This is a genomic window from Methylobacterium sp. P1-11 (assembly GCF_008329595.1).
Classification (GTDB): Bacteria; Pseudomonadota; Alphaproteobacteria; order Rhizobiales; family Beijerinckiaceae; genus Methylobacterium.
In genome coordinates this window covers 129,767-155,208 of sequence record NZ_NPKS01000008.1, presented here as the reverse complement: position 1 = coordinate 155,208, position 25,442 = coordinate 129,767, and the positions used below count along the sequence as shown (strand labels likewise).

Below are 25,442 nucleotides of genomic sequence, written 5' to 3'. Positions count from 1 at the left end.
AGCTCTATCGAAACGGAGTTAATATTCCCGGCCAGGCGGGGCGTCCTCACGCCGTTTTCGTGGCCGGATCGAGGCCGCGGACACCGGATTCGGACCCGCGCTCGGCGGCCACCGCGGCGTCGCGCACCACCTGCTCGAGCACGCCGAGATAGCCAATGAAGCGTTGGCGTCCGACGGAGGTCAGGCGGCAGACCGTCTGCGGCCGGTTGTGCGCAAAGCCCTTCTCGAGGCTCACTAGATCGGCCTCGCTCAGCACGGCGAGATGGCGGCTCAAGTTGCCGTCGGTGAGCCCGCACAGGCGCTTGAGATCCGGGAAGGGCAATCCCTTCGGATGCGCCACCAACGAGGTCAGCACGCTCAGGCGTGCCCGCTCGTGGATGATCCTGTCGAGCCCCTCGTAGGAAAAGCGCCCGTCGGAACGGTCAGCGATTGTCATCGAAGGCCCGGGCCCCGCGATGGATGATCCCCGCCAGCCAGGTTTGACCGAGGAGGAAGGGCAGGCCCATCGTCCAGGGGGACAGGCCGCGCGTCTCGGCCGACATTGCCAGCACCGCGAGCCCGGCAAGCAGATACCAGGCACCGACGCCCTGCACCCCTCGTGGCAGGATTCGCGCTGAGGCGAACAGGCCAAGGCCGACTAGCACCTGCCAGAGACCCGGCAGCATCCAGACCTCGCCGGGAGCGAAACGCGCGATGACGAGGGCGAGGCAGGCCCCCGCACCCGCCGCCGGCAGGAACACCTCTATGGCATTCCACACCATCGCATCGGCGAGGCCGGAATGCAGGCGCCGGCTGCGCCGGACCGCCTCGACGCCGATCATCGCGAAGGCCGCGAGGGCGGCCGCGATCCAGAGACCGAAGAACAGGCCTGTTCGCACCGCCGGATCGCCAAGCCACAGGGCTTGGCCCGCCGCACAGGCCAGCGCCAAGCCGCCGGTGCCCGCCACCGTCGCCGCCCCCACCCCGCGGAACGCCGTGTCGCGGGCGATCTGCGAGCGGATCGCCACGATGTCGGCCAGCGCCTTGTCCAGGTCCTGCATGTGCCAAAAGCCCCCGGCTGCAGCATGCTTTGCAGCGCAAAGTATCGACCGCGTCGGCTCACGGCAAGCCGATTTCCCGCGCCGCGTATGCCGATCTTCTCAGCAACCGGGGCCGCGGTCGAGTTCGCTCCCGGGTAAATTCTACCTAGCGGTTGTATTCGCCACACCGCCTTTAGTGGAAAGGCGCGTCGTCCCACCACCGGTCCGCGGCGCGGCCAGCCGTCAACGAAAGCCGTCAAACCGCATCCCCACAGGGTTTCTCGGAGCGCGGTCCGGGCCCATATTGTGCACATGCCCGCACCGAAGAAACCGCGCGCCGCCTCCGTCACGGCCACGTCCGCCAAGGCGTCGAAGCCCGAGCTGAAGCCGCTGGACACTTATCTGGCGGAGCTCCTGAACCCGGCGCTCAATCGCAACCGGCTGGCGCCCGTCGAGCCGCCCTCTGAGCCGCCCGCGCGGCCGGGCAAGCCGAAGGCGCGCGCCGGCAAGGTAGATACCAAGGCCGCCACGCGCCGGGCCGAGATTGCCCGCGACGGCTTCTCAGAGGCCCCCCAGGCCGGCTACGCGCTCGGCGGCGCGGCTGATGTCGATCCGCGTCTGGCGCAGGCGCTCGGCCTGACGCCGCCCGAGGACGGCCCGGTGCCGGAGGGCGCCGACCTGCCGGATCCCGGCGGCGACGGCGGCGCCTCGGCAACGGTGAGCGCCCTGGAGCGCCTGCTCGTCGAGGGCAACCCGCTGTTCAAGGACGGCAAGACCTGGGTCCCGCACCGGCCGGAGCGCCCGCAGAAATCCGAGGGCGGCGTCCGGTTTACGCTGAAATCCGAGTTCAAGCCGGCTGGCGACCAGCCGAGGGCCATCGCCGAACTGGTCGGCGGCGTGCAGGCGATGGAGCGCGACCAGGTTCTGCTCGGCGTCACCGGCTCGGGCAAGACCTTCACGATGGCCAAGATCATCGAGGAGACGCAACGCCCCGCCCTGATCCTCGCGCCCAATAAGACGCTCGCCGCCCAGCTTTATGGCGAATTCAAGGCCTTCTTCCCCGAAAACGCCGTCGAGTATTTCGTTTCCTACTACGATTACTACCAGCCCGAAGCCTACGTGCCGCGCTCGGACACGTTCATCGAGAAGGAATCCTCGATCAACGAGCAGATCGACCGGATGCGCCACTCCGCGACCCGCGCCCTGCTGGAGCGGGACGACGTGATCATCGTGGCGTCGGTCTCGTGCATCTACGGTATTGGCTCAGTCGAGACCTATACGGCCATGTCGTTCACGGTGAGTCTGGGCGAGCGGATCGAGCAGCGCCAGCTCATCGCCGATCTCGTCGCGCTCCAATACAAGCGCATCCAGTCTGATTTCGCCCGCGGCACGTTCCGGGTGCGGGGCGATTCGATCGAGCTGTGGCCCGCCCACTTGGAGGATCGCGGCTGGCGCATCGGCCTGTTCGGCGACGAGGTCGAGAGCATCGTCGAGTTCGATCCGCTCACCGGCAAGACCATTTCCGAGCTGAAGTTCGTGAAGGTCTACGCCAATTCGCACTACGTCACGCCGCGCCCGACGCTGCAGCAGGCGATCAAGGGCATCAAGCACGAGTTGAACGCCCGGATCGAGGAGCTGACCAAGATGGGCCGGCTGATCGAGGCGCAGCGCATCGACCAGCGCTGTACCTTCGACATCGAGATGATCGAGGCCACCGGCGCCTGCAACGGCATCGAGAACTATTCCCGTTATCTCACCGGTCGGAAGCCCGGCGAGCCGCCGCCGACCCTGTTCGAGTACTTGCCCGACAACGCCCTGGTTTTCACCGATGAGAGCCACGTCACGGTGCCGCAGATCGGCGGCATGTATCGGGGCGACTTCCGTCGCAAGGCGACGCTGGCCGAGTACGGGTTCCGGCTGCCCTCCTGCCTCGACAACCGGCCGCTCCGCTTCGAGGAGTGGGATGCGATGCGGCCGCAGACGGTCCACGTCTCGGCGACGCCTGGCAAATGGGAGATGGAGCAGACCGGTGGCGTCTTCGCCGAGCAGGTCATCCGGCCCACCGGCCTCGTCGATCCGGTGATCGAGATCCGCCCGGCCCGAAGCCAGGTCGACGACCTGCTGGGCGAGGTCCGCGCCGTGGCGCAGGCCGGCTACCGGACGCTCGTGACCACGCTCACCAAGCGCATGGCCGAGGATCTCACCGAGTACCTGCACGAGAACAGCGTGCGGGTGCGCTACATGCACTCCGACATCGACACGCTGGAGCGCATCGAGATCATCCGCGACCTGCGGCTCGGGGCCTTCGACGTGCTGATCGGCATCAATTTGCTGCGCGAGGGCCTCGACATCCCGGAATGCGCCCTTGTGGCGATCCTGGACGCCGACAAGGAGGGGTTCCTCCGGTCGGAGACCTCGCTAATCCAGACCATCGGCCGCGCAGCCCGCAACGCCGACGCGCGCTGCATCCTGTACGCGGACACCATCACCGGCTCGATGGAGCGGGCGATGGCCGAGACCGAGCGCCGGCGCACCAAGCAGCTCGCCTACAACGAAGAGCACGGAATCACGCCTCAGAGCGTGAAGCGCGGCATCGCCGACATCCTCAGCAGCGTGTTCGAGCGCGATCATGTCCAGGTCGATACCGGGCTGGCCAAGGACGCGATCACGGTCGGCCACAACCTGAAGGCCGTCATGGCGGATCTGGAGAAGCGCATGCGGGCGGCGGCCGCCGACCTCGACTTCGAGGAGGCGGCGCGGCTGCGCGACGAGCTGAAACGCCTTCAGGCGACCGAACTCTTGGTCTCGGACGATCCCATGGCCCGGCAGAGCGACGTGGAGCGCGAGGCCGGCAAGTTCGGACGAAAGGCGCCACGCGGGGGGGGCGGCAGCCGGATCGCCAAGCCGGACCTCGACAATATGGGCCCCGGCACGGACCGGGAACTGCCGGTGGGCGGCCTCGCACCGGTCTGGCAGGAGCGGCCGAAGCCACGCTCGACGCAGGGACTCGGCGGGCAGAAGCCCAAGTACAAGGGCGGCGGCGGACGGCGGCGGGGCTGACTGGCGGCGGAATTCAGGCGGCCGCGTCGCCCCGGGCCAGGCGATGCGCCGTCCCGGCCTCGCCGGCATCGACGATGGCCTGGGCGATCCGGACGACGAGGACGTTGCACGCCTCATCATAAGCCTGGGAATCCGCACGGACCGCCGCCTCGACGATGGCGCCCGCCTGCTCGCGCACGATCTCGCGGGCGGTGCGCAGCGCGTCAGCGTAGGGCTCAAACGGTCGGGGCATCGTCGCGCTCCGGAAGCGCCGGACCTTCGGGCCCGGATTGGCGGCTGGAACGAGCCGCACGCCAAAACTGTTCCCGCCACCGCTGGACGTGGATGCCGCAGCGGCCCAGATCAGCCGCGACGAGAGACGAGCACGCGATGGCCTCAGAGACAAAGACGCCCCCGACCCTCGACGACGAGACCCTGGCCTTCGCGGCGCGGGTCTTCCAGTACGCGCGGATGGGCCACGCGGAGGAACTCGCCGCGTTGTTCGGGCAGGGGCTGCCGGCGAATCTGCGCAACGACAAGGGCGACAGCCTGCTGATGCTGGCCGCCTATAACGGCCAGGCGGAGGCGACCCGGATAATCCTGGAAGCCGGCGGCGACCCGGAACTTGCGAATGACCGCGGTCAGACGCCGCTCGCCGGTGCGGCCTTCAAGAACGATCTCTCCATCGCGCAGCTCCTGCTCCGGCACGGTGCCGCGGTGGACGGGACTGGCGACGGCACCCGCACGGCCCTGATGACCGCGGCCATGTTCGACCGCACCGAGATGGTCGACCTTCTCCTCCAGCATGGCGCCGACCCGGAGCGACGCGACGCCTCCGGCCAGAGCGCCGCCGACATGGCCCGGGCAATGGGCGCCGAGGCGACGCCGGCGCAGCTCGATGGGGCTAAGCAGCGGCGGGCATAGGCCCTCGTATCAGGAACAGGCCTATTTGAGCGCGACGGTCGCCGCAGACGGGAGCACAGCTTTGTCGCGATGGATTGGGGCCGCCCTGCTGGCCTGCCTTGCAGGACCCGGTTCCCTCGGCTCGGTCTTCGGCGCCGAGACGTCCTGGCCAGCTTTCGGGCATGATTCGAGCAATCGCAACTTCTCCGACCTGACCCAGATCAACCGCGACAATGTCGGGCGGCTGCGGCCCGCCTGGATCTTCCAGACCGGGATCACCGGCTACTTCCAGGCCCAGCCGGTGATGGTGGACGGTACCCTCTACGTCTCGACGACACAGAACAACGTCGCGGCGCTCGACGCGCGCACCGGCAAGCCGCTCTGGACCTACACGCACAAGCCGCGCACCGAGAAGATCTTCGGACCGCCCTCGAATCGCGGGCTCGCGGTGTCGGGCGGCCTCGTCTTCGAGGCGACCATGGACGGGCGGTTGATCGCCCTCGACGCAAAGAACGGCCGGATCGTCTGGGACAAGGAGGCGGTGCGCCCGGAGGACGGCGAGACCGAGACCGCCTCGGGCCTCGCCGCGACGCTCGGCGGCAAGCCGGTGCAGGGTTCGAGCCGTCTCGGCTTCAAGATGCCGCCGCTGGTCGCCGACGGCCTGGTGATCGTCGGCGTCACCGGAGCGGGCTACGGTCTCCACATTGAGGACGAGGCCGGCGGGCTCGACGGCGGATCGGTGGTCGGCATCGAGGGGGGCTACGGACGGCGCGGCTGGCTCGCAGCCTACGACGCGCAGACCGGCGAAGAGCGCTGGCGTTGGTACGTTACACCGTCGGAGGGCTGGGAGGGCGGCTTTGTGGTGAAAACCGCCGATGGCACGCCGCTCCACCGCGACATCGCCGCCGAGAAGGCGGCGGCACACGCCAACCGTGACGCTTGGCGTGTGGGCGGCGGATCGCTCTGGATGACGCCAGCCTACGATCCCGGTCTCGGTCTGATCTTCCTCGGGACCGGCAACCCGGCACCGCAGAATTTCGGCCTGTCGCGGCCGGGGGACAATCTCTACACGATGTGCCTCGTCGCCCTCGACGTGAGGACCGGCACGCTGCGCTGGTACTATCAGCAGGTGCCACACGACGAGTGGGGCTACGACGTCGCCGCGCCGCCCTTCCTGCTCGACATGCCCGGCGGCGCGCAGGCCGTCGCCTCGGCGAGCAAGACCGGGTGGATCTACGTCCACGACCGCGCCACCGGAACGCTCATCGAGCGCTCGGCACCGCTCATCGACCAGAAGAACCTGTTCGCACCACCGACCGCGCAGGGCACCGTGGTGGCGCCGGGGCCGCTCGGCGCAGTCTCATGGCCACCCACCGCCTATGACGGCCGGCGCGCCTACGTGCAGGTCCGCCACGGAGCGACGGCCTACACGGTGAAGACCGTGCCGGCGGCCGCCGGGCGTCCGGAGATCCGCTACACCGAAACGGGCGAGGCCAAAGGCGAGCCGTCCTTCAGCACCCTCACCGCCGTCGACCTCGTGAACGGCGGGACGATCGCGTGGTCGGTCCGGTCGGCGAGCCGCCTCTCGGGGGGAACGCTGGCGACTGGCGGCGGCCTCGTCTTCTCCGGTGAGGAGGACGGTCACTTCGACGCTCACGATGCCGGGGACGGCCGGGTGCTCTGGCGGTTCCAGTGTGGAGCCGGCATCAGCGGCCCTGCGATGACCTACGCGCTCGACGGCAAGCAGTACCTCGCGGTGGCGGCAGGCGGCGCGTCCTTCACCAAGGCGTCCGGATTCGGCACCGGCGACGCACTGCTGGTCTTCGCGCTGCCCGATTGACCGCAGCCGAGCTTGGCCGGATGTGTCCTGCCGGTTCGGGGGACGGCTGGTCATGGCGGATTGCGGCGAGGGCATCGGGGTCGGCACTGTGGCCCAGCCGACGGACCGCGGGCCGCCGGTGATCCGCACCATCGCGATGCCTGCTGACACGAACCCGGCCGGCGACATCTTCGGCGGCTGGCTGATGGCGCAGATGGATCTCGCGGCCGGCAACGTCGCGGCCCGCCGGGCGCGGGGACGTTGCGCCACAATCGCGGTCGATGCGATCACGTTCCACCATCCGGTCTTCGTGGGCGACGAGGTGAGCCTCTACGCGTGGCTCCTGAAGGTCGGACGGTCCTCCCTGCGCATCCAGGTCGAGGTCTGGCGGCGCGAGCGGGCAAGCGAGGCCACCATGAAGGTGACCGAGGCGACCTTCACCTTCGTGGCAATCGGCGACGATCGGCGCCCGCGATTGGTGCCACCGGAGGATCCCGGTCTCTGATCCCGCTTCGGCGGACAGAGCCGGGCGCAGCCTCCGGCGGTCCTAAGAGGCCCGTGCGGCTGTCGATGCCAGCGCGGCCCGGGATCGTGGCGTGTTCCCGATGATCCACGCCCGATTCTGGGCAACCATCGCGATGACCCGAGCGGCGTGGTTTTCAGTATGCCCGCCCCCGTTTCACATGGAGGGGGTCAGACCTTCAGTAAATGACAGGCTGCGCACGACCGCCGGCGATCCTGGTTGAAGCAGGCAAGCCTGCTGTCACGCACCCTGTCTCAGACGTGCGGTGCAGAAGCGCGCCCGGCGCGCCCGGGGCGCCGCGCGTACTCCTGAAGCCAAACCTCAAACTGGCTAATCTCGAGTGGACGCGCGTATAAGTAGCCTTGCGCCTCATCGCAGCGCATCGCCGCGAGCTCGTCGGCGGCCTCTATGGTCTCCACGCCCTCCGCGACCACGCGATAGTTGAGGTCGTGCGAAAGCCCGATCATCGAGCGGACGAGCGACTGTTCTCTCTTGCCCTCTACCAGCTTGCGGACGAAACTCCGATCGATCTTCACAACTTGGGCTGGGATATCTTGAAGGTATGCCAAGCTACTGTAGCCGGTCCCGAAGTCGTCGATAGCCAAGTGGATGCCTGCAGCAGCGATCGCGTCGAGTTGATGACGCGCTTGGCCGGCATCCTGCATGATCGCGCTCTCGGTCACCTCCAGTTCCAGCCGCTCAGGTGCGAGGCGGTGATGCCGGAGGGCGGCCTTGACCGCGCTCGCGAAGCCCGGCTCGTGCAGGTTAGCGGCCGAGATGTTGACCAATATCACAAGCCCGTGCCCGGCCTCATCCCAGCGACGCGCCTGGTCGAGCGCCCGGTCCAGGACGAAGGCCGTCATGGCCTGCGCATGGGGCGAGTGCTCGATGACGGGGACGAATTCACCGGGGGACACGGTGCCCAGAACCGGATGGTTCCAGCGGAGAAGCGCTTCCGCGCCGGCGCATTCCCCGGTGGACAGGTCGATACGCGGCTGGAACACGAGCCGCAATTGGTCGTCGGCAAGGAGGGCCGGGCCGAAATCCTGGAGCAGCTGGTACCGGCGCTGATAGGCTTCGTCAGCGATGGCCGAGTACACGCTGATCAGGTCGGACGAGGAACGCGCGTCCTGGACCGCACTGTAGAGCGCGCGCAGGACATCCTGCGGCGTTGTCGAGGCGGGCTTGAACACACTCACGCCGATGGCGCTGGTCAGGAGCATGCCGGTCATGGAGCGCTCTCGCGCCTGCCGATGCTCCTCCGCGAGACGCTGGACGTAATCCTCCTGCCGGACGCCCGGGGCGGCCAGGAAGGCGAATTGCGTGGCTGCCGTGTGGTAGAGCCTGCGCTCCGGACCCACGAGCCGTCTCATCTCCCGGGCTGCCTCCCGCACCAGATCGTCAATGCGGCTCGGCCCCATGACGCGAGCATAGGCGGCGATTTGCTCGGGACGGGCGAGGTCGACGAGTACGGCAATCCGGGCGACGTCCGGATGCTCGGCGGCGAGGTCGGCGAGATCATCCAAGAACTGGTTCCGGCTGGGTAGGCCGCTCAGCGGGTCGACTCGGCCGAAGGCATGCTGCAGCTCGATTTGCGCCATGACCATCGCGGCCAAGTCCTTGAGAGCGGTCACCTCGGAGGCAGCGGCCGCACGCGGCTCAGTGCCCAGAACGCAGAGGGCGCCGAGGCTGTAACCGTCGCGCGTAACGAGCGGTGCGCCGGCGTAGAAGCGGATACCAGAACGGCCAAGCGTGCTTTCGGCGTAACAGGCATCCTGCGCTAAGTCGGGGATCACCAGGACGTCCGAACTCTCGACCACCTGGGCACACGGCGCCCTATCGCGGGGGATCGAGCAATGGTCGACGCCGATGCGTGATTTGAACCATTGTCGGTCGCGATCCGTCAGCGACACCGCGGATATCGGCAGGTTGAAGATCTGACTGGCCATCCGCGTGATGCGGTCGAAGCTCTCGCTTGGTGGCGTGTCAAGGAGGTTGAGTTCGTAGAGCGCGGCCAAGCGCTCTTCCTCAAACCGCTCGTGGCGCAGGATTTCTGACATTTGGCGACAGCGAGCCTTCATGCGACCGAGCGGCGCGTAGCTTCTCCACCCGCTTCGAGCATCGGCTCGCCCCAGCCAAGCTAGAAGAACAGACCTTTCTGCTTTCCTTTCTCGTCTGAGAGGCTGCGCGAACGGTTAAGATATCGCGACAGACGGCCGACAAGTTGGGATAATATATTTACTTTGGAGCACCTGCGGAAATCAATCGGATGACTTGCCTGGATCGGCAGTTTGACGTGTCGCTCTGACGGGAGGCCACAGAGTGGCGGTGCGGCTGTGGGCGCGGTCGGGCGCTTCGCCCCGCCCTGCGCCGAAAATCAAATATGCGGGCTTGCCTCTCGCCGACGGCACTCCGCGCCGGGACGGCGCAACGCTGAGAGGAGCGGATCATGGCGGGATGGAGCCGCCTCAGCTGGCCGCGATGGCGTAGCGCGTGCGCAGGCGCAGGCCGAACACCGCCATCATGAACATGCAGCAGGTGGCGTTGTTGCCGTTGTACAGCACGGTCTCGAAGGACGCCGAGACAAGCCCGAGGAACCACAGCCTCAGGAACAGCATGGTCTCCGCGTCGAGACGCGTCCCGCCGGCCACGCGCTGAAGGTCGCGCACCGGCGCGAGCACGAAAGCCAGCACGGTCAGGGCGAGGAATGGAAGGCCGCCGATCAGGGCCGTATCGAGATAGGCATTGTGGGCGTGATCGACGGTGTTGACCCAGGTCAGCTCCTCGGAACCGCCATACATCGTGCGCTCGGTCATCCAGAACGCGCCAATCCCCCAGCCGCGCCAGGGCCGGATCATGATGTTGTCGATGGCGAACTGCCAGATCTCGCTGCGGCCCGTGAAGGTCGCGTCGGTGAGCAGCGACCCGACCGCCTCCTGAATCGGCGGCGCGAGCACCGAGCCGATCGAGATCAGCGAAAACCCGATCACTGGGCCGAGGAGCAGCAGACGGCGCAGGAACCCGCCGGTCAGGACCTGGCACAGGCCGGTCACGGCGAGGATCACCGGCAGGAGCAGGATCGCGGTCTTGGAGCCGCTCGCCAGCAGGAAGCCAGCCGCCAGGAGCACGATCGCCCAGCCGAGGACGCGGCTCGCGACGTTGGAGACGTAGAGGCCCACGATCACCAGGATCACCATGGCGGCGCCGGCCTCGTTCTTCTGCGGGAAGATCCCTCGCCAGAGGCCCGGATGGCTCGGATCGGAGTTGACGTCGAAGGCCGAGTGGACCGCTAGGTTCGGCACGAAGGCGACCGCGAGGTAGGAGGCGAGCACGATCACCAGGGCGGATCCCGCCATGGTCAGCGCCAGCTGCCGCGGTGAGCGGGCGACAATCAGCACGCCCGCCGAGAGCATCGCGGCGATGGCGAAGAGCGCCAGCCGCCGCAACGACAGGCTCGGCTCTATGGAGAGCAGCGCTGTGGCGCCGAGCCAGAGGGCGCACAGTACCAGGGGGCGGGTCACCAGGGGCCCGAGGTGGCGGAAGCCGATCCGATGGATTGCCGCCGCCATCGCGGCACCGGCAGCGAGAAACAGGATCTGCGTCAGCAGGCTGCCCTCCTCGGAGGCCGCGAGCATCGATCGGTCCGACAGGTCCTTCAGCCAGACGTGGTTCCAGAGCAGGACGAAGACGGCCCCGTTCAGGAGCACGCGCAGCACGTCCGGCACGTCGCGACCCGCCGCACCACGCTGCCGCCCGTCGGCCGGGATCCCGATCGCCGCGTGCGCAGAAGCCATACCGTCCCACCGCGAGAGCCGCGTCGCGCGGCCGAAAGCATTTTAGCGGCCCGCGGGGCCGGGGCGATGGGAAATCAGGCGCTGGGCACGATGATCGCGCGATAACCTTGACGCCCGCTCGGGCTGCTCAGCGCCGCATCGTGTACTGGGCGCGGCCGGCCGATTGCCGCATCAGGAAGGACGCCATCTCGGCGAGTTCGGGCGCCTTCGCGCGGAAAGTGACGGACAACGCGAGGAGCGTGTCCTTGTGATCGAGCCCCGAATAGATTCGCTCCTGGACCGGGACGTGCTCGGCCCGCAGCTTGGCGGCGAGGCTGACCGTGTGCCGCGGCTTCACCATCGTGTCGGCGTCCCCGGTCGCCAGGAAGGCGGGCGGCGACAGCGGGCCCGCGAAGGTGACCGGCTGCGTGGCCACCGCATCGGGTGCGTTCCCGAACACCTTGATGGTGGTGTCCTGATCGAACGGTAGGAAGTCGTAAGGGCCGGACAGGCCCGCCACGGCCTTGATCACCTTGGGATCGACGCCGGCCGCGATCACGTAGCGCGGGTCTAGGCCGAGCATCACCGCGTTATAGGCGCCGGCGGAATGGCCGGCGAGCACGATGCGGCGCGGATCGCCGCCATAAGCCGCGATGTTGTCGCGCACCCAGGCGATGGCGGCCGCGCCGTCCTCCAGGAAGCCGGGGAATGGCGCCTCCGGGAAGAGGCGATAATCGGGAAGCACCGTGACGAAGCCTTGCGCGGCGAGCGCATGGCCGACGAAGGCGTAGTCGTCCTTGGAGCCGCTCTGCCAGGATCCGCCATAGAAGAACACCAGGACCGGCGCGTTTTCGGCGGCCGCAGTCGGTACGTAGACGTCGAGCTGCCGCCGCGGCCCCTCTCCGAAGGCCTGATCCTTCGCGGCGAGGCGCCCCCCCGGATCACGCGGGCCGATCGCGTCGAACAGGGCGAGCGGCGAGGCGGCAGTGAAGCCGAACGCGGCGAGCCCGAGGCAGAGAAGGCTAGCGAACGCGATGAGGAGACGTGTCATTTCCCATCCGGTTGTCCCGACCGGGCTATACCGCACTGCCCTCGGGGCGGATTGATGACGGTCTCGGGGCGGATCGTAAAAAATCAGGTCCGCAGCACGACGCAGGCGCCGCCGACCTTGCGGATACGGCCGCACAGGTCGTCGGCCGCCTGCCGGCTCTGTGCGGGGATGCGGATCCGGTAGAAGGCGCGGGTTCCGCGGTTGCGCAGGCGCGTGCCGATGATCATCGGCCGCACCTCGCCGATCACCCCCACATAGGCGCTCCGCGCGCGGTTGAAGCTCTGGAGCGCCAGCGCCTTGGAGAAATTGCCGGCGAGCTGGATACCCCAGGGTGCGGCCGGCCCCTCGTTGAGGCCGAGGGCGAAGCGGTCGCCGCGGGATGGAATACGCAGACTGGCGGTCACCTGCAGGCAGGTCTTCGGCAGTTCCGGCTTGGCGTCCTTCGCGTCCTTTTCCTCGGGCTTGGCGGGCGTGCTGCCCTCCGGATATTCGACCGCCTTGGCGGGAGCGGTCCGCCAATCATCCACCGGCAGGCCGGTGATAGCGGCCACGTAGGCCCGGGTCTCGGCGGGCAGGCCGCCGTCCCCGGCGAGCCACTTGCTGACCCGCGCGGCGCCGCCGTTATAGGCCGCGGCGGCAAGGCCCAGATTGCCGAACTGGGTCTTCAGATCGGCCAGCAGATGAGCGGCGTGCGGGATTGCCTGCTCGGGGTCGAACGGGTCGAGGAGGCCGCGCTCGCGGGCCGTCCCGGGCATGAACTGCGCGACGCCCTGCGCGCCGGCCGGGCTCACGACGCCCACGCGAAAACTGCTCTCGCGCCAGATCAGGCGCGTCAGGAACGGCACCGGCAGGCCGCGGGCCTTGGCGGCATCGTCGATGAGCCGGCACAATGCCTGCTCGACGGTCTCGGTCGCCCCTTCGGACGGGGCAGCCGCAGCCGGATGCGCGCAGGCGAGGGCGAGGAGCAGCGCGCCGAGGCGCAGGGGCAGGGCGATCACGTCGGGCATGTAGCGACCTGCGGGTGCGGATCAATCCGCGCCCTGAACCTTCCTGGGGGAACATCCTGCTCCACCGCCGCGGGTTGCACCTTTGCGCACTGGCGCGACTGGGCCGCCCTGTCGTAGCGTCCCGGCTTCGGAGAGCCGCTACCAAGGCGGCCCAATGGGAGATCCGCCGATGTCCGATCTGGCAACGCTGCGCGGCCTGTCCGGCCTGAGCCCCGCGCCGGCCCCGCTCAAGGGCTCGGCGCTCCTGATGATCGACCTGCAGCAGACCTATCGAGAGGGCGTGATGCGGCTCGACGGGGTCGAGCCCGCGCTCCGGGAGGCGGCGGAGCTTCTGAGACGGGCCCGCGAAGCCGGGATCCCGGTGATCCATGTCCGCCACGATGCCGGACCGGGCACACCCTACGACCTGACCGCGCCGATCGGCCAGATCAGCCCGGAGGTGGCGCCACAGGGCGACGAGCCAGTCATCACCAAGGCCTATCCGAGTTCCTTCGTGGGCACCGACCTCCAGGCGCGGCTTGAGCAGGCCGGCGTGAAGGACGTGGTCCTGGCGGGCTTCATGACGCATATGTGCGTCAACTCCACGGCCCGAAGCGCCTTCAACCTCGGGTTTCGCCCCACCGTCGTGGCGGCCGCCACGGCGACGCGCGACCTGCCCGGACCGGACGGCGGCGTGGTGCCGGCGGCCCAGCTGCAGGCCGCGAGCCTCGCGGCCCTCGGCGACCTGTTCGCCGTGGTCGCGCGCGGGCAGGGCGACATCCCGGATTGAGCCGGGCTGAGGATGCCGGACCGGTCCCGGCACCGGTCGACGCTGCGCGGCGCTCAGGCCTGGAGCCGCCCGATCTCGGCGATCACCGCCCCGAGTCCCGGTCGCCGGTCGGGATCCGGCTCCGTGCAGGCCTGCGCCAGGGCGCGCAGACTGTCCGGCGGCGCCGCGCAGCGGTCGAGCAATTCGCCGATCAGGATGCCGACGGCGCGGACCTCGATCCGCGCCAGCGCCGCGCCGAGCGGCCCGTCCGGCAGGGCCGAGGCCGCCCCGAAATCGCTGAGCACGGCCGCGCCGGTTCCAGCATCCCAGAGCGTGTTGTGGGCGTAGACGTCGCCGTGCAGCAGGTCCCGGCCGTGCAGGTGCGCCACCGCCTCGGCCACGGCGCGGGCGATCCGCAGCACCGCGTCGCCGTCGAGGCGCAGATCCGGGTCGTAGACGTCGCGGCTGCAGCTCGAGAGGCTCGGCGGCCCGGCCAGCACGCGCCAGTGCGCCGGAAGGAGCCGAAGCAGCAGGCCGCGGGCGCCATCGGGATGGCCGTCGAGCCGGCCGAGCGCGCCTGTGAGGGCCGGGTGCGTCCCGGCGGCGAGGCAGGCCTCCATCTCCCGCTCAGGCAGGCCGTCGCTGGTCATCACGCCCTTGAACAGCTTCAGGGCCACGTCCTGCCCGCCGGCCGGATCCTGCCAGCGCGCCCGGTAGACCCGCCCAGAGGCGCCCTCGCCGAGCAGGTCGCCGAGGGCGAGGTCGGCCCACGGCACGGCGGGGGACGGCACCGGCACCGTCACCGGCTCGGCAGGGTTGCCGGCATAGGCAATCCAGGCGAGGCGGGGCAGGCGCGCGAGCCACGGCGGGAGCGCCGCGAGACGGTTGCAGGCGAGCCGGATCAGCTCGAGACTGTTCGCCCCTGAAAGACTATCGGGTAGCGCAGTGAGCCGGTTGCCCGCCAGCATCAGCTTCTGCAGGAGCGACCGCTCGCCGAGGGTTGCGGGCAGCTCCGTGATCTCGTTGTCGGTCAGCGTCAGCCAGCGCAGGTCGCGCGGCAGCGCGTCCGCCGGGACCTCGCGGATGCCGCAGCCGCGGAAGCCTAGCTGGCTCAGCGCGGGGCAGGCGCCGAGCACCGGCGGTAGACGCGGGAACGGGTTGCCGGAGCAGAACAGCACGCGCAGGCGGTGCAGGCAGCCGAGATCATCCGGCAGGTCGGCGAGGCTGCCCCGGCCGAGATCGAGCACCTCCAGCGTGTCGGCGAGGGCGAAGACCTCGCGCGGCACCTCGGTCAGTCCGTCGGGTAACCGCAATTCCCGCGCGCCGCCGAGATCGCCGCGCCGCAGGGCGGCGAGGGTTTCGCTCCGGTCCAAACCTTAGCCCCGCTTGAAGAAGGCGTCGGCCGCGCCCTGCGCCGCCTGCTTGGCGGCACGCGCTGCCTCGAGCCTGGCAATTTCGGCGCGCAGGAGCGCGACGCGCTCGTCGATATCCCCGAGCGAGAGCGTGTCGAGGGCCTGCCCGATCTCATGGACCACGGCCTTGCGCGGCCGGTCGTCGTCGTCCCGCACGTCGTGTCCTCCCTACAGGAACGGTGTTCCGGCCCCGTCCCGCTCCAGGCCGAGATGCGCCGCCACGGTCGCGCCGATATCCGCGAAGGTCTCCCGCCGCCCGATCGACCGGGCGGCCAGGCCGGGGCCGAAGGCCAGGATCGGGACCTGCTCCCGGGTGTGGTCGGTCCCGGTCCAGGTCGGATCGTTGCCGTGGTCGGCCGTGATCACGGCGAGGTCGCCCGGCGCCAGCGCCGCCAGGATCTCGGGGATCCGGGCGTCGAACGCCTCCAGTTCCGCGGCGTAGCCCGGCACGTCGCGGCGGTGGCCATGCTCCGTGTCGAAATCCACCAGGTTGACGAAGATCAGGCCGCCCTCCGGCAGCGCCGCCAACGCCTCGAGCCCCGCCGTCAGACAGGCCGCGTTCGGGCCCGGCTTGATCTCGCGGCCGGTGGCGCGGTGGGCGAAGATGTCGCCGATCTTGCCGACGCTCACGACCGCGCGGCCGGCCGCCTCGGCCCGGTCGAGCAGCGTGCGCCCAGGCGGGGCGACGGCGAAATCCTTGCGGTTGCCAGTCCGGCGGAAGCCCGCCTCAGGCGAACCCACGAACGGCCGCGCGATCACCCGGCAGACGCGGTAGGGGTCGCACAGGCGGCGCGCCACACGGCATAGGTCGTAGAGGCGTTCCAGCCCGAAAGCCTCCTCGTGGGCGGCGATCTGGAATACGCTGTCGGCCGAAGTGTAGCAGATCGGCTGACCGGTCCGGACGTGCTCGGCGCCCAGCGCGTCGATGATCGCGACGCCGGGCGCGTGGCAATCGCCCAGGATGCCCGGGAGGCCGCCCTCGGCGATGAGCGCGCGGGTCAGGTCCGGCGGGAAGGCCGGCCGCGTATCGGGGAAATGACCCCAGGGCTTTGTCAGGGGCAGACCAGCGATCTCCCAGTGGCCGGAGGGCGTATCCTTTCCGGCGGCTCTCTCCACCGCGTGGCCGTAGGCGCCGGTCGGCACGCCGTCGGGCGCGAGATTCGCCGGAATGCGGCCGGAGGCCCCGGCGGCGGCCAGTCCAAGACCGAGGGCGGCGAGATGGGGGAGGCGCAGGGGACCCGCGCGCAGACCCGCCCGGTCGCCGCCGCCCTCCGCGCAACGTTCGGCGATGTGCCCGAGCGTGTCGGATCCGGCATCGCCGTAGCTGTCCGCATCCGGAGCGCCGCCGATACCAACGGAATCCAGCACGATGAGGAGCGCGCGTGCCACGGTCAGGCGGATTCCAGCTCGGCAGGCGCGTCGCTCTCGAGGGCGAAGGCGGCCTTGAACAGGGCGCGGGTGTAGGGCGTCTCCGGGTTCGCGAAGATCGTCTCCGCGGCCCCCTCCTCGACCACCTGCCCGTTCTGCATGACGATCACGTAGTTGGCCAGCGCCCGCACCACCTTCAGGTCGTGGCTGATGAACAGGTAGGCGAGGCCCCGCTCGCGCTGGAGGTCGCGGAGCAGAGTCACGATCTGCGCCTGCACCGAACGGTCAAGGGCCGAGGTCGGCTCGTCGAGGACGACGAAGCGGGGATTGAGCACCATGGCCCGGGCGATGGCGATGCGCTGACGCTGGCCGCCGGAGAATTCGTGCGGGTAGCGGTCCATGGCGGCCGGATCGAGCCCGACATCGGTCAGCGCCTTGGCGACCACGGCCCGGCGCTCCGCCCGGGAGCGTGCGGTCCCCTGCACCACCAATCCCTCGGCGACGATGTCGGCCACCGACATGCGGGGCGAGAGGGACCCGTAGGGATCCTGGAAGACCACCTGCATGTCCTTCCGCAGCGGGCGCATCTGTGCCACGCCGTAGCCGTCGATCGCCTTCCCGAGGAAGACAATTGGGCCTTCTGAGCCCGTGAGGCGCAGCAGGGCGAGGCCGAGGGTCGTCTTGCCCGATCCGGACTCGCCGACGACGCCGATGGTCTCGCCGGTCCGGACCCGCAGGGAGACACCGTCCACGGCCCTGACATGGCCGGTGACGCGCCGGAGCAGACCCGATTTCAGCGGGAACCAGACCTTCAGGGGGCCGGCTTCCAGGAGCGGCGCGGCGTCGGCGGGAACGGGGTTAGCCCGGCCCTTCGGCTCGGAGGCGATCAGGCGGCGCGTGTACTCGTGCTGCGGATCCGCGAAGACGGTCTTGGTCGCGCCCGTCTCGACGATCCTGCCCTTCAGCATCACGCAGACGCGGTCGGCGATCCGCTCGACGATGCCGAGATCGTGGGTGATGAACAGCATTGCCATGCCGAGGCGCTTCTGCAGGTCGGCGAGCAGCGCCAGGATCTGCGCCTGCACGGTCACGTCGAGGGCCGTGGTCGGCTCGTCGGCGACCAGAAGGTCAGGCTCGCAGGCGAGCGCCATGGCGATCATCACGCGTTGCCGCTGGCCGCCGGAGAGCTCGTGCGGGTAGGCGCCCATGCGCCGCTCCGCATCGCGCAGACCCACGAGTTCCAGAAGCTCCAGGATCCGCCGGCGGGCCACCTTCCCGGTGAGGCCGCGGTGCAGGCCAAGCACCTCGCCGATCTGCCGCTCGATCGTGTGGAGCGGGTTCAGCGAAGTCATGGGCTCCTGGAACACCATGGTGATGTCGGCGCCGCGCACGTCGCGCATCGCCCTCTCGGGCAGCCTCGCGAGGTCGCGGCCCTTGAACAGGATCCGGCCATCCTGACGGGCCGATCCATCGAGCAGGCGCAGGATCGCCAGCGCGGTCACCGACTTGCCGGATCCCGATTCGCCCACCAGCGCCAGCGTCTCGCCCCGGCGGATGGCGAAGGTGATGCCGTCGACCGCCGCAGTCTCACCCTCCCGTCCGCGGAACGCCACGGACAGGTCCTCGACGGCGAGGAGGGGCTGGGGATCGGCCTCTGACATGAGCCCCTTATAGCGCGCCCGGCCTCGGACTATAATGCGGATGCCGGACGCGGCCGGCCAAACGGATTTCTCGGCGGGCTCCGGCGCGGCGCACGGCAGGTCTGCGCCGCGCCGCAAGCCTACCGGGCCGACTGCCCGGGATCGATCGCCGGCAGCTCGTTGGCCGGGAGGCCCGTTCCCGCCTGTGCTTGCGGCCCTGCGGCGCCGCGGGCGCGGTTGGCGAGCGCTACGGTCAGCCGCTCGGCGGTCTCGGGCTGCATCACCGCCAGAACTTCGGACATCTTGCGCGGGTTCATGGCCAGCACGATCGGCACCAGCACGTCGAGCCCGAGCCGGTCGAACACCCGGGCGGCGTCCTTGGGCTTCATCGACTCGTACATCGTGACGATGTTCTTCAAGCCCTGCTTCTCGGCCTCCTCCTTCGCCTTCGCGACGGCGTCGACCTTGTCCTCGGCCTTCTTGAGGTCGCCGAGGCCAGTCTCGAGCTTGCGCTCGGCCTCGCCCAGCACCTTCTCGCGCAGCTCCAGCTCGTCACTCTTCTGGCGCAGGGCGTCGCGGCGGGCGCCGAGCTTCTCCAGGAGCAGGCGCTCAGTGGGAGAGTTCGAGGCCCCTGCCGCGGGAGGGGCGGGTTGCAATGGGGCCGCTTCGGGTGGCTGGTCCGACGCAGGGGCCGGCGCCTCCTTGGCGCCCACCGATCCGGTCGTCACCGGATCATAGGGCTCGAAGCCGGTGCGCGCCCGGACGACTGCGCGCCCGTACTCCGGCAGCGCACCACTCTCCGGCAGGCCGGCCTGCAGCAAGCTTAGGAGCTTGAGCACGAGCAGCCCGCCTGCCGCGAGCGCCACGGCATCGACGAGGCGCAGCCGAAACTTCCGGACGGGCTTGAGGCGCGAGCGCCGCAGCGGTGTCGCGGCGCGGCGCATCTTCGCCTCGGGATCCGGCTTCGGCGGCGGGAGCTTCGGAGCCTTGACCCCGGTCACGCGGCGCGTGCCCGGACGCGGGCGAGGGCGCGCTCGCTCATCGCGAGGGCCGCCGCGGCCGCCAACCCGAGGCGCTCCCCGTTCGGACCGGCGTGCTCCGGCCGGCGCTCGGCCGGGATCTCCGGCGCGCGCGTCGGCTCGGGGACCGCCTGCGGCGCGGACCTAGGCTCCGGCGCGGGCTCGGGCCGGACCGGCACGGCCCGCATCTGCGCCACGATGGCGCCGATGCGGGCGATCACACCCTCGCCGGCCTCGACCTGCAGCCGCAGCTCGGCGGCGCGGACCGTCGCGCTCTCCAGGCTCGCGTTCAAGGTGCGGTCGCCCTCGTCGATCGTCGCCCGCAGGCCGGCGATGGCCCGCTCGGCCGTGCCAGTCGCGACCATCAGGTCCCCGATGGTCTGGCGGAGAGCGGCCTCGTCGCTCTTCATCTGGCCGATGCGGCGCGAGAGGCGGAGGGACGTGACGATGGTCGCCGCCAGGAGGACGGCGACCAAGATGTCGGCCGCGAGGGTGACGAAGAGACTCATGACGGGACCTTCATCGGCGCTAGCTGTCCGAGCGGTTGTTCATCGAGGCCTCGTAGGCCTGGATCGTCGTGCGCGAGCGGCGGAGCGGCCGCGTGACCTGGACGGCGATGTGCCCGTCGACCCGGCCGATCCGCCCCTGGGTCAGCGCCCAGTCGCCGCAGCGCACGGTGATGAGGTCCGAGGGCTTGGCGTCGAACATCAGCGTCTCGCCGACCTTCAGGCTCATGACCTGCTTGAGCGGCAGCATCATCTCGTGCAGCACCGCCTCCATGGTCACGTCGGCCTGCCAGATCTCGGTGGCGAGATGGCCTTCCCAGACATGATCGCGGCCGAGCTTCTCGCCCATGAAGCTCTGGGTGAGCAGCTCGCGGATCGGCTCGATCGTCGCATAGGGAAACAGGATCTGCAGCATGCCGCCGCGCCCGTCGACGTCGAGGCGCAGGCTGATCAGGATTGCGGCGTTGCCGGGCCGCGTGATGGTGGCGAAGCGCGGGTTGGTCTCGATCCGGTCGATGCCGAAGGTCACGGGTGAGAGCGGCTGGAACGACATCTCCAGGTCGCCGAGCACGATCTCCACGAGGCGGCGCACCAGGGTCATCTCGATGGCGGTGAACGGGCGCCCGTCGAGGCGGCTCGACGAGCCGCCGCGCTTGCCACCGAGCAGCAGGTCGAAGGTCGCGTAGGCAAGGTTCGAATCGACCGTGACGAGGCCGGAATTCTCCCATTGCTCGGCCCGGAACACGCCCAGAAGCGTCGGCAGCGGGATCGCGTTGAGATAGTCGCCGAAGCGCACCGAGGTGATGTTGTCGAGGGTCACCTCGACGTTGTCCTGGAACAGGTTGCGCAGGGAGGTCGACAGCAACCGGATCATCCGGTCGAAGACGATCTCCAGCATCGGCAGGCGTTCGTACTGGACGACGCCCGAATCGACGATGGCCTGCACGCCCCCGGCCCCAGAGGCCGAGAGTTCGCGCATGGAGAAGCCGAGGACGCCGTCGATCTCGTCCTGGTTCAGCACCCGGTCGTTGCCGGCGAGTTCGGGGAGGTTGTCGCTCTCCCCGTCCTCGATCATCGTCGCCCATTCGGCGGCGACGTCGCCCGCGTTGCGCGTGGTGCCCTGCTCGGCGAGCGCCGCGCCCCATTCCTCGGCGAGCGACGTGTCACCGCCCTCGGCGCCCTGCTCCAAAAGGGCTGCCGACCAGTCGTCCTCGGGAAGTTCGTCCTCGGGTTCCATCAGGCTTGCTCGATCAGGGCCCGGCGCGGCGCGGCTTTCGAAGGAACGGACGCGGGTGCAGGCCCGCTCATTGGACGATCACGTCCTTGAAGAGCACCGCGTCGACCTTAGCGGGATACAGAGCGATGTTGACCCGCCGCAGCAGCTCTTCGCGCAGCCGGAACAGGCCTACCGAGTTGGTGATGTCGCTGGCGCGCAGCTCGCGCATGTAGACCTGCAGCGCATCCTCCACCCGCGGCATCAGCGGCTTCACTTCCTCCTCGACCTTCGCGTCCTTCAGCTCCAGGGCGATGCGGACCTTTGCAAACCGGGCCTTGTCCTGCGGCGATTCCGGACTGAGATTGAGAAGCATCTCTCGCACATCGACGAAGACCACAGGCTTCTTGGTGTCCGGGCCGACAGCCTTGCTGTCGCCGCCGTGACCGCCACCATGGCCACCGCCCTGCGCGGCCTCCTTACCGTCGCCGTGGCCCATCATCATGTACGCGCCCGCGCCGCCGCCCCCGATCAAGACCAGAACCGCGACGGCCACCATGATCATGAGCTTCTTCTTGCTCTTCGGGGTGCCGTCTGCGGCCTCGCCTTCCTCGGCGGAGGCCTTCTTGGGCTTCTTGGCCATGGAATAATGCTCTCTCGCAGGAGACTGCGCGCCAGGTACACCTGGATATCGGAGCATCACGGTTAACGTGCCGTTAAGCAGGCAATTCCTGCCGGGCCAGGTTTGCCGCGGCGCAGCCTCGGCGCAGGCGCTGACGGCGGCTCATCGCAGTTAAGCCATTGTAAAACCCCGATAATCCCAGACGGCGGGCTTTGGCACAGCGGATGCTGAATGGATCGTTGCCGCCTCCGCGGCCCGCGAGTCCCAGAGTCCACGATGCAGAATGCCCTCTTCGTCGGCGTGTCGAGCCAGATGGCGCTCCAGCGCGAGCTGGACGTGATCGCGAACAACATGGCGAACGTCTCGACCACCGGGTTCAAGGCTCGCAACACCCGCTTTCAGGAATACCTGATGCCGGTCGCCAGCGCGGATTCGTTCGCCCGGCCTGACCGGCGCCTCTCCTACGTGATCGACCAGGGCACCACCCTCGATCTCGGACAGGGTCCGATCGAGCAAACCGGCAATCCGCTCAACGTGGCGATCAAGGGCTCGGCGTTCATCGCTGTTCAGTCGCCGCAGGGCGAGCGCTACACCCGCAACGGCGCGCTCGAAATCGACGCGCAGGGCACGCTCGTCACCAGCGACGGCTACAAGGTCGTGGGCGAGGGCGGCCCGATCGCCATCAATCCGCAGGAGACCGGCCTCGCCATCGGGCCCGACGGAACCGTGTCGACCAATCTCGGCATCCGCGGGCGGATCAAGCTCGTCACCTTCCCCAACCCGCAGCGGCTGACCAATGAGGGGATGAACCTCTACGCCTCGCCGGAGCCCGCGCGCCCGGCCGGGATCGATGGGCGCCTGGAGCCCGAGTCGCTGGAGCGCTCCAACGTCCGCCCGGTGATTGAGATGACCCGGCTGATGGACGTGAACCGGTCCTACGCCATGGTGTCGAGCATGATCTCGCGCCTCGACGACCTGCGGGGCACGGCGATCCGCCGCCTCGCCGACGTCGCGTAAGGAGCTGGATCGATGCGCGCGCTCTACTCCGCCGCCACCGGCATGGCGGCCCAGGAACTCAACGTCCAGGTCATCTCCAACAACATCGCGAATTTGCGCACCACCGGCTACAAGCGCCAGCAGGTTCATTTCCAAGACCTGCTCTACCAGAACCTGCGCCGGGCCGGCGCCTCGACCTCGCAGCAGAACACCCAGCTCCCGGCGGGCCTCGCCCTCGGCTCGGGCGTGAAGACGACCTCGACGGCCCGCGTGATGTCACAGGGCACGCTCTCCTCCACCGAGAAGGATTACGATGTCGCGATCCGCGGCGAGGGCTTCTTCCGGGTGACGCTGCCGGACGGACGAACCGCCTATTCCCGAGACGGCTCCTTCGACCTCTCGGCCTCGGGCCAGCTCGTCACCCGCGACGGCTACCTGCTCGATCCGGCGATCACCGTGCCGCAGAACGCGACGTCGGTAACGATCAGTGCCACGGGCACCGTGCAGGCGACCATTCCTGGCCAGACAGCGCCGCAGGCGCTGGGCCAGTTCCAGCTGTCGCGCTTCGTCAACAAGGTCGGCCTCGAGTCGATCGGCGACAACCTGTTCGTCGAGACCGCGGCCTCCGGACAGGCGATCAGCGGCCTGCCGGGCGCCGACGGCTTCGGCAACCTCCAGCAGAGCTACCTGGAAGAGGCGAACGTGAACGCCGTCACGGAGATCTCCTCCCTGATCGCCGCGCAGCGCGCCTACGAGATGAACTCGAAGGTCGTCACCGCGGCCGACCAGATGCTCTCCACCACGACGCAGATGTTCCGCAGCTAACCGCGCGACCCGCACCCGCTTCAGGCCCCTGAACATGTATGCCGGCATGCATTCCGATCATCCCGATTTCGAGACCCTCGACCTGCCCCGCATAGGCGCGGCGAAGGGAACCGACATCAGTCCGATCGTCCGACGCGTCCCGCCGCGGGTGATGCCCCTCGGCTCCGCCGTCATCCTGCGCGCGGTGCTGGCCTTCCTCACCTTCGCGGTCCTCGGCGCCCTGGCGATCCCCGCCATGGCGCGGGCGGACGAGCTGAGGCTGCGCGGCGACGTCACCGCCCGCGGCGACGTCCTGACGCTGGCCGATCTGGTGGAGGGCGCACCGGAGCGCCTGGCCACGCGTCCGCTGTTCCGCTCGCCGGCGCTCGGAGCAACGGGGACGATCCAGACCCGCCGCATCCTCGACGCGGCGGCAGCCCTGGGGCTCAACGGCCTGGAGACCGGCGGAAGGATGCAGATCGCCGTGCAGCGCGCCGCCCGCCGCCTCGGGCCGCCGGAGATCGAAGCGGCACTCAAGCTTAGTCTCGAGACCGGCTACGGGCTCAACCCCCGCACCGTCGCGGTCCGCTTCGACGGGGACGGCCCGACCCTGCTGGCACCGATGGACCTCGAAGGTCAGGCCGCGGCCCTGGACCTGACCTACGATCCGCGGACGCGCCGCGTCGCGGGCCTGGTCAGTCTCGGCGAGCGGCAGGCCTCCCTGCGTGTCTCCGGCGTGGTCGTGGAGCTGCGCGAGGTAGCCGTGCTCACCCGGAACCTTAACCGCGGCGAGCCGGTGAAGGAAGGTGATGTCGCCCTGGAGCGGCGTCCGCGCGACGCCGTCGCCCCGGACGCACAGGGGAGCGCCACGACGATCCTCGGAGAGATCGCCCAGAACACGCTCTCGGCCGGCACCGTGCTGCGGGTCACCGACACCGCCCCGCCCGAACTGGTCGCGCGCGGCGAGAACGTGACCATCGTTTACGAGACGCCGAGCATCAGCCTGTCGATGCGCGGCCTTTCCAACGATTCCGGCCGCATGGGTGCCGTCGTCAACGTCGTCAACGTCGCCTCCAAGAAGATCCTGCAGGCCACCGTGATCGGCCCCGGCCGGGTCTCGGTAAGCCCCAGCCCCGCGGCTCAGCAGGCCGCCGGCGCCGCCCCCGTCCGGGCGACCGCCTCCCTGCGCTGACCGCCCGCCCTGCACGCGTCGAAGAGTGATCGCCCCGATGGCCCGTCGCATCGTCCTGAACCCGCTCGCCGCCGCTGTGATTGCCGGCGCGCTCGGTGCCTGCAACACTGCCGACCGCCTCTCGCAGATCGGCGCGACCCCGGCGCTGTCGGCGATCGAGGATCCGACCAGCCAGCCGGGCTACAAGCCGGTGCGGATGCCGATGCCGGACGTGCAGCCGGTCTCATATGCCCCGAACTCGCTCTGGCGCACCGGCTCGCGCGCCTTCTTCAAGGACCAGCGCGCCGCCCGGCTCGGCGACCTCCTGACCGTGAAGGTCAATGTCACCGATCAGGCGAATATCAGCAACGAGACCAAGCGCTCACGGGCCAACACCGAGAGCTTCGGCCTGCCGAACGCCCTCGGACTGGAGAACAACGCGGTGGGCAAATCCTTCGGCGTCGGCAGCACGGCGCTGCTCTCCGCCACCTCGGCGACCGCCAATGACGGGGCCGGCTCGGTCCAGCGCGCCGAGACAGTCACCACCAACGTCGCCGCGGTGGTCACCCAGGTCCTGCCCAACGGCAACCTCGTGGTCGAGGGCAAGCAGGAGATCCGGGTGAATTTCGAGGTCCGCGAGATGATCGTCGCCGGCGTGGTGCGGCCGGAGGACATCGAATCCGACAACACGATCGACTCGACCAAGATCGCCCAGGCCCGGATCGCCTATGGCGGCCGGGGCCAGATCACCGACGTTCAGCAGCCGCGCTACGGCCAGCAGCTCGTCGACATCCTGCTGCCGTTCTGAG

The 25,442-nt window shown here is 69.4% G+C and carries 24 protein-coding genes; 9 read left to right on the top strand and 15 right to left on the bottom strand.

What is annotated here, in order from left to right:
- Positions 1-46 precede the first annotated feature (46 nt).
- Together CIW48_RS10740 and CIW48_RS10735 are read right to left on the bottom strand one after the other, a co-directional pair.
- A complete protein-coding gene (locus tag CIW48_RS10740; protein ID WP_149310777.1) occupies positions 47-436 on the bottom strand; it encodes a transcriptional regulator in 390 nt (129 codons plus the stop codon).
- Positions 423-1,040 (bottom strand): hypothetical protein, encoded by a 618-nt coding sequence (locus tag CIW48_RS10735; protein WP_149310776.1) that lies wholly within the window; start codon positions 1,038-1,040, stop codon positions 423-425. Before CIW48_RS10735 ends, CIW48_RS10740 begins: the two co-directional genes overlap by 14 nt.
- A 291-nt stretch (positions 1,041-1,331) precedes the next feature.
- On the opposite strand from CIW48_RS10735, the gene uvrB reads away from it, so the two are divergent.
- Entirely contained in the window at positions 1,332-4,079 is a 2,748-nt protein-coding gene (uvrB, locus tag CIW48_RS10730) for an excinuclease ABC subunit UvrB (RefSeq protein ID WP_149310775.1), read from the top strand.
- Between the two features lie 13 nt (positions 4,080-4,092).
- On the opposite strand, the gene CIW48_RS10725 is transcribed toward uvrB, so the two are convergent.
- Positions 4,093-4,311 carry a hypothetical protein gene (locus CIW48_RS10725; RefSeq protein ID WP_149310774.1) on the bottom strand — a complete coding sequence of 73 codons (219 nt, stop codon included), beginning with the start codon at positions 4,309-4,311 and terminating at the stop codon, positions 4,093-4,095.
- A gap of 137 nt (positions 4,312-4,448) precedes the next feature.
- Between CIW48_RS10725 and CIW48_RS10720 the strand changes: the two genes are divergently transcribed.
- The 3 genes from CIW48_RS10720 to CIW48_RS10710 all read left to right on the top strand — a co-directional run bounded on the left by CIW48_RS10720 (position 4,449) and on the right by CIW48_RS10710 (position 7,285).
- A complete protein-coding gene (locus CIW48_RS10720; RefSeq protein ID WP_149310773.1) occupies positions 4,449-4,982 on the top strand; it encodes an ankyrin repeat domain-containing protein in 534 nt (177 codons plus the stop codon).
- A gap of 85 nt (positions 4,983-5,067) precedes the next feature.
- A complete protein-coding gene (locus tag CIW48_RS10715) occupies positions 5,068-6,801 on the top strand; it encodes a PQQ-binding-like beta-propeller repeat protein (protein WP_246695199.1) in 1,734 nt (577 codons plus the stop codon).
- Positions 6,802-6,853: 52 nt separating this feature from the next.
- Positions 6,854-7,285 carry an acyl-CoA thioesterase gene (locus tag CIW48_RS10710; RefSeq protein ID WP_149310771.1) on the top strand — a complete coding sequence of 144 codons (432 nt, stop codon included), beginning with the start codon at positions 6,854-6,856 and terminating at the stop codon, positions 7,283-7,285.
- 272 nt (positions 7,286-7,557) lie between these two features.
- Here CIW48_RS10710 and CIW48_RS10705 read toward each other — a convergent pair whose 3' ends face one another.
- The 4 genes from CIW48_RS10705 to CIW48_RS10690 all read right to left on the bottom strand — a co-directional run bounded on the left by CIW48_RS10705 (position 7,558) and on the right by CIW48_RS10690 (position 13,134).
- Positions 7,558-9,321: an EAL domain-containing protein gene (locus CIW48_RS10705; RefSeq protein WP_246695195.1), complete on the bottom strand. Its 1,764-nt coding sequence runs from the start codon at positions 9,319-9,321 to the stop codon at positions 7,558-7,560.
- A gap of 450 nt (positions 9,322-9,771) precedes the next feature.
- Positions 9,772-11,097: an O-antigen ligase gene (locus tag CIW48_RS10700; RefSeq protein ID WP_149310769.1), complete on the bottom strand. Its 1,326-nt coding sequence runs from the start codon at positions 11,095-11,097 to the stop codon at positions 9,772-9,774.
- A gap of 127 nt (positions 11,098-11,224) precedes the next feature.
- On the bottom strand, positions 11,225-12,127 hold the full coding sequence (locus CIW48_RS10695; RefSeq protein ID WP_149310768.1) for an alpha/beta hydrolase: 903 nt from the start codon (positions 12,125-12,127) through the stop codon (positions 11,225-11,227).
- A gap of 83 nt (positions 12,128-12,210) precedes the next feature.
- Positions 12,211-13,134, bottom strand: a complete 924-nt coding sequence (locus tag CIW48_RS10690) for a lytic transglycosylase domain-containing protein (RefSeq protein WP_149310767.1) — start codon at positions 13,132-13,134, stop codon at positions 12,211-12,213.
- 169 nt (positions 13,135-13,303) lie between these two features.
- Here CIW48_RS10690 and CIW48_RS10685 point away from each other — a divergent pair, with 169 nt between their 5' ends.
- Entirely contained in the window at positions 13,304-13,903 is a 600-nt protein-coding gene (locus CIW48_RS10685) for a cysteine hydrolase family protein (RefSeq protein WP_149310766.1), read from the top strand.
- Between the two features lie 53 nt (positions 13,904-13,956).
- Here CIW48_RS10685 and CIW48_RS10680 read toward each other — a convergent pair whose 3' ends face one another.
- The 8 genes from CIW48_RS10680 to fliL all read right to left on the bottom strand — a co-directional run bounded on the left by CIW48_RS10680 (position 13,957) and on the right by fliL (position 21,683).
- A complete protein-coding gene (locus CIW48_RS10680) occupies positions 13,957-15,255 on the bottom strand; it encodes a leucine-rich repeat-containing protein kinase family protein (RefSeq protein WP_149310765.1) in 1,299 nt (432 codons plus the stop codon).
- Positions 15,256-15,258: 3 nt separating this feature from the next.
- Entirely contained in the window at positions 15,259-15,450 is a 192-nt protein-coding gene (locus CIW48_RS10675) for a DUF1192 domain-containing protein (protein ID WP_149310764.1), read from the bottom strand.
- 12 nt (positions 15,451-15,462) lie between these two features.
- Positions 15,463-16,683 (bottom strand): phosphopentomutase, encoded by a 1,221-nt coding sequence (locus tag CIW48_RS10670; RefSeq protein WP_149310763.1) that lies wholly within the window; start codon positions 16,681-16,683, stop codon positions 15,463-15,465.
- A gap of 2 nt (positions 16,684-16,685) precedes the next feature.
- Positions 16,686-18,323: an ABC transporter ATP-binding protein gene (locus CIW48_RS10665; RefSeq protein ID WP_149310762.1), complete on the bottom strand. Its 1,638-nt coding sequence runs from the start codon at positions 18,321-18,323 to the stop codon at positions 16,686-16,688.
- A gap of 119 nt (positions 18,324-18,442) precedes the next feature.
- The gene (locus CIW48_RS10660; protein WP_149310828.1) at positions 18,443-19,246 is read right to left on the bottom strand and encodes a hypothetical protein; all 804 of its coding nucleotides are present in this window, start codon (positions 19,244-19,246) and stop codon (positions 18,443-18,445) included.
- A 53-nt stretch (positions 19,247-19,299) separates the two neighbouring features.
- On the bottom strand, positions 19,300-19,830 hold the full coding sequence (locus CIW48_RS10655) for a DUF6468 domain-containing protein (RefSeq protein WP_149310761.1): 531 nt from the start codon (positions 19,828-19,830) through the stop codon (positions 19,300-19,302).
- A 19-nt stretch (positions 19,831-19,849) separates the two neighbouring features.
- Positions 19,850-21,067, bottom strand: coding sequence for a flagellar motor switch protein FliM (fliM, locus tag CIW48_RS10650; protein ID WP_149310760.1), 1,218 nt, complete (start codon positions 21,065-21,067; stop codon positions 19,850-19,852).
- Between the two features lie 64 nt (positions 21,068-21,131).
- The gene (gene fliL / locus CIW48_RS10645; protein WP_149310759.1) at positions 21,132-21,683 is read right to left on the bottom strand and encodes a flagellar basal body-associated protein FliL; all 552 of its coding nucleotides are present in this window, start codon (positions 21,681-21,683) and stop codon (positions 21,132-21,134) included.
- A 255-nt stretch (positions 21,684-21,938) separates the two neighbouring features.
- Here fliL and flgF point away from each other — a divergent pair, with 255 nt between their 5' ends.
- From flgF to flgH, 4 genes are read left to right on the top strand one after another with little or no spacing between them, the layout of a single operon-like run.
- The gene (gene flgF, locus CIW48_RS10640) at positions 21,939-22,679 is read left to right on the top strand and encodes a flagellar basal-body rod protein FlgF (RefSeq protein ID WP_149310758.1); all 741 of its coding nucleotides are present in this window, start codon (positions 21,939-21,941) and stop codon (positions 22,677-22,679) included.
- A 12-nt stretch (positions 22,680-22,691) separates the two neighbouring features.
- Positions 22,692-23,483 carry a flagellar basal-body rod protein FlgG gene (gene flgG / locus CIW48_RS10635; RefSeq protein WP_091780037.1) on the top strand — a complete coding sequence of 264 codons (792 nt, stop codon included), beginning with the start codon at positions 22,692-22,694 and terminating at the stop codon, positions 23,481-23,483.
- A 46-nt stretch (positions 23,484-23,529) separates the two neighbouring features.
- A complete protein-coding gene (gene flgA, locus CIW48_RS10630) occupies positions 23,530-24,654 on the top strand; it encodes a flagellar basal body P-ring formation chaperone FlgA (protein WP_246695194.1) in 1,125 nt (374 codons plus the stop codon).
- A 37-nt stretch (positions 24,655-24,691) separates the two neighbouring features.
- The gene (gene flgH, locus CIW48_RS10625; RefSeq protein ID WP_149310757.1) at positions 24,692-25,441 is read left to right on the top strand and encodes a flagellar basal body L-ring protein FlgH; all 750 of its coding nucleotides are present in this window, start codon (positions 24,692-24,694) and stop codon (positions 25,439-25,441) included.
- Position 25,442 lies beyond the last annotated feature (1 nt).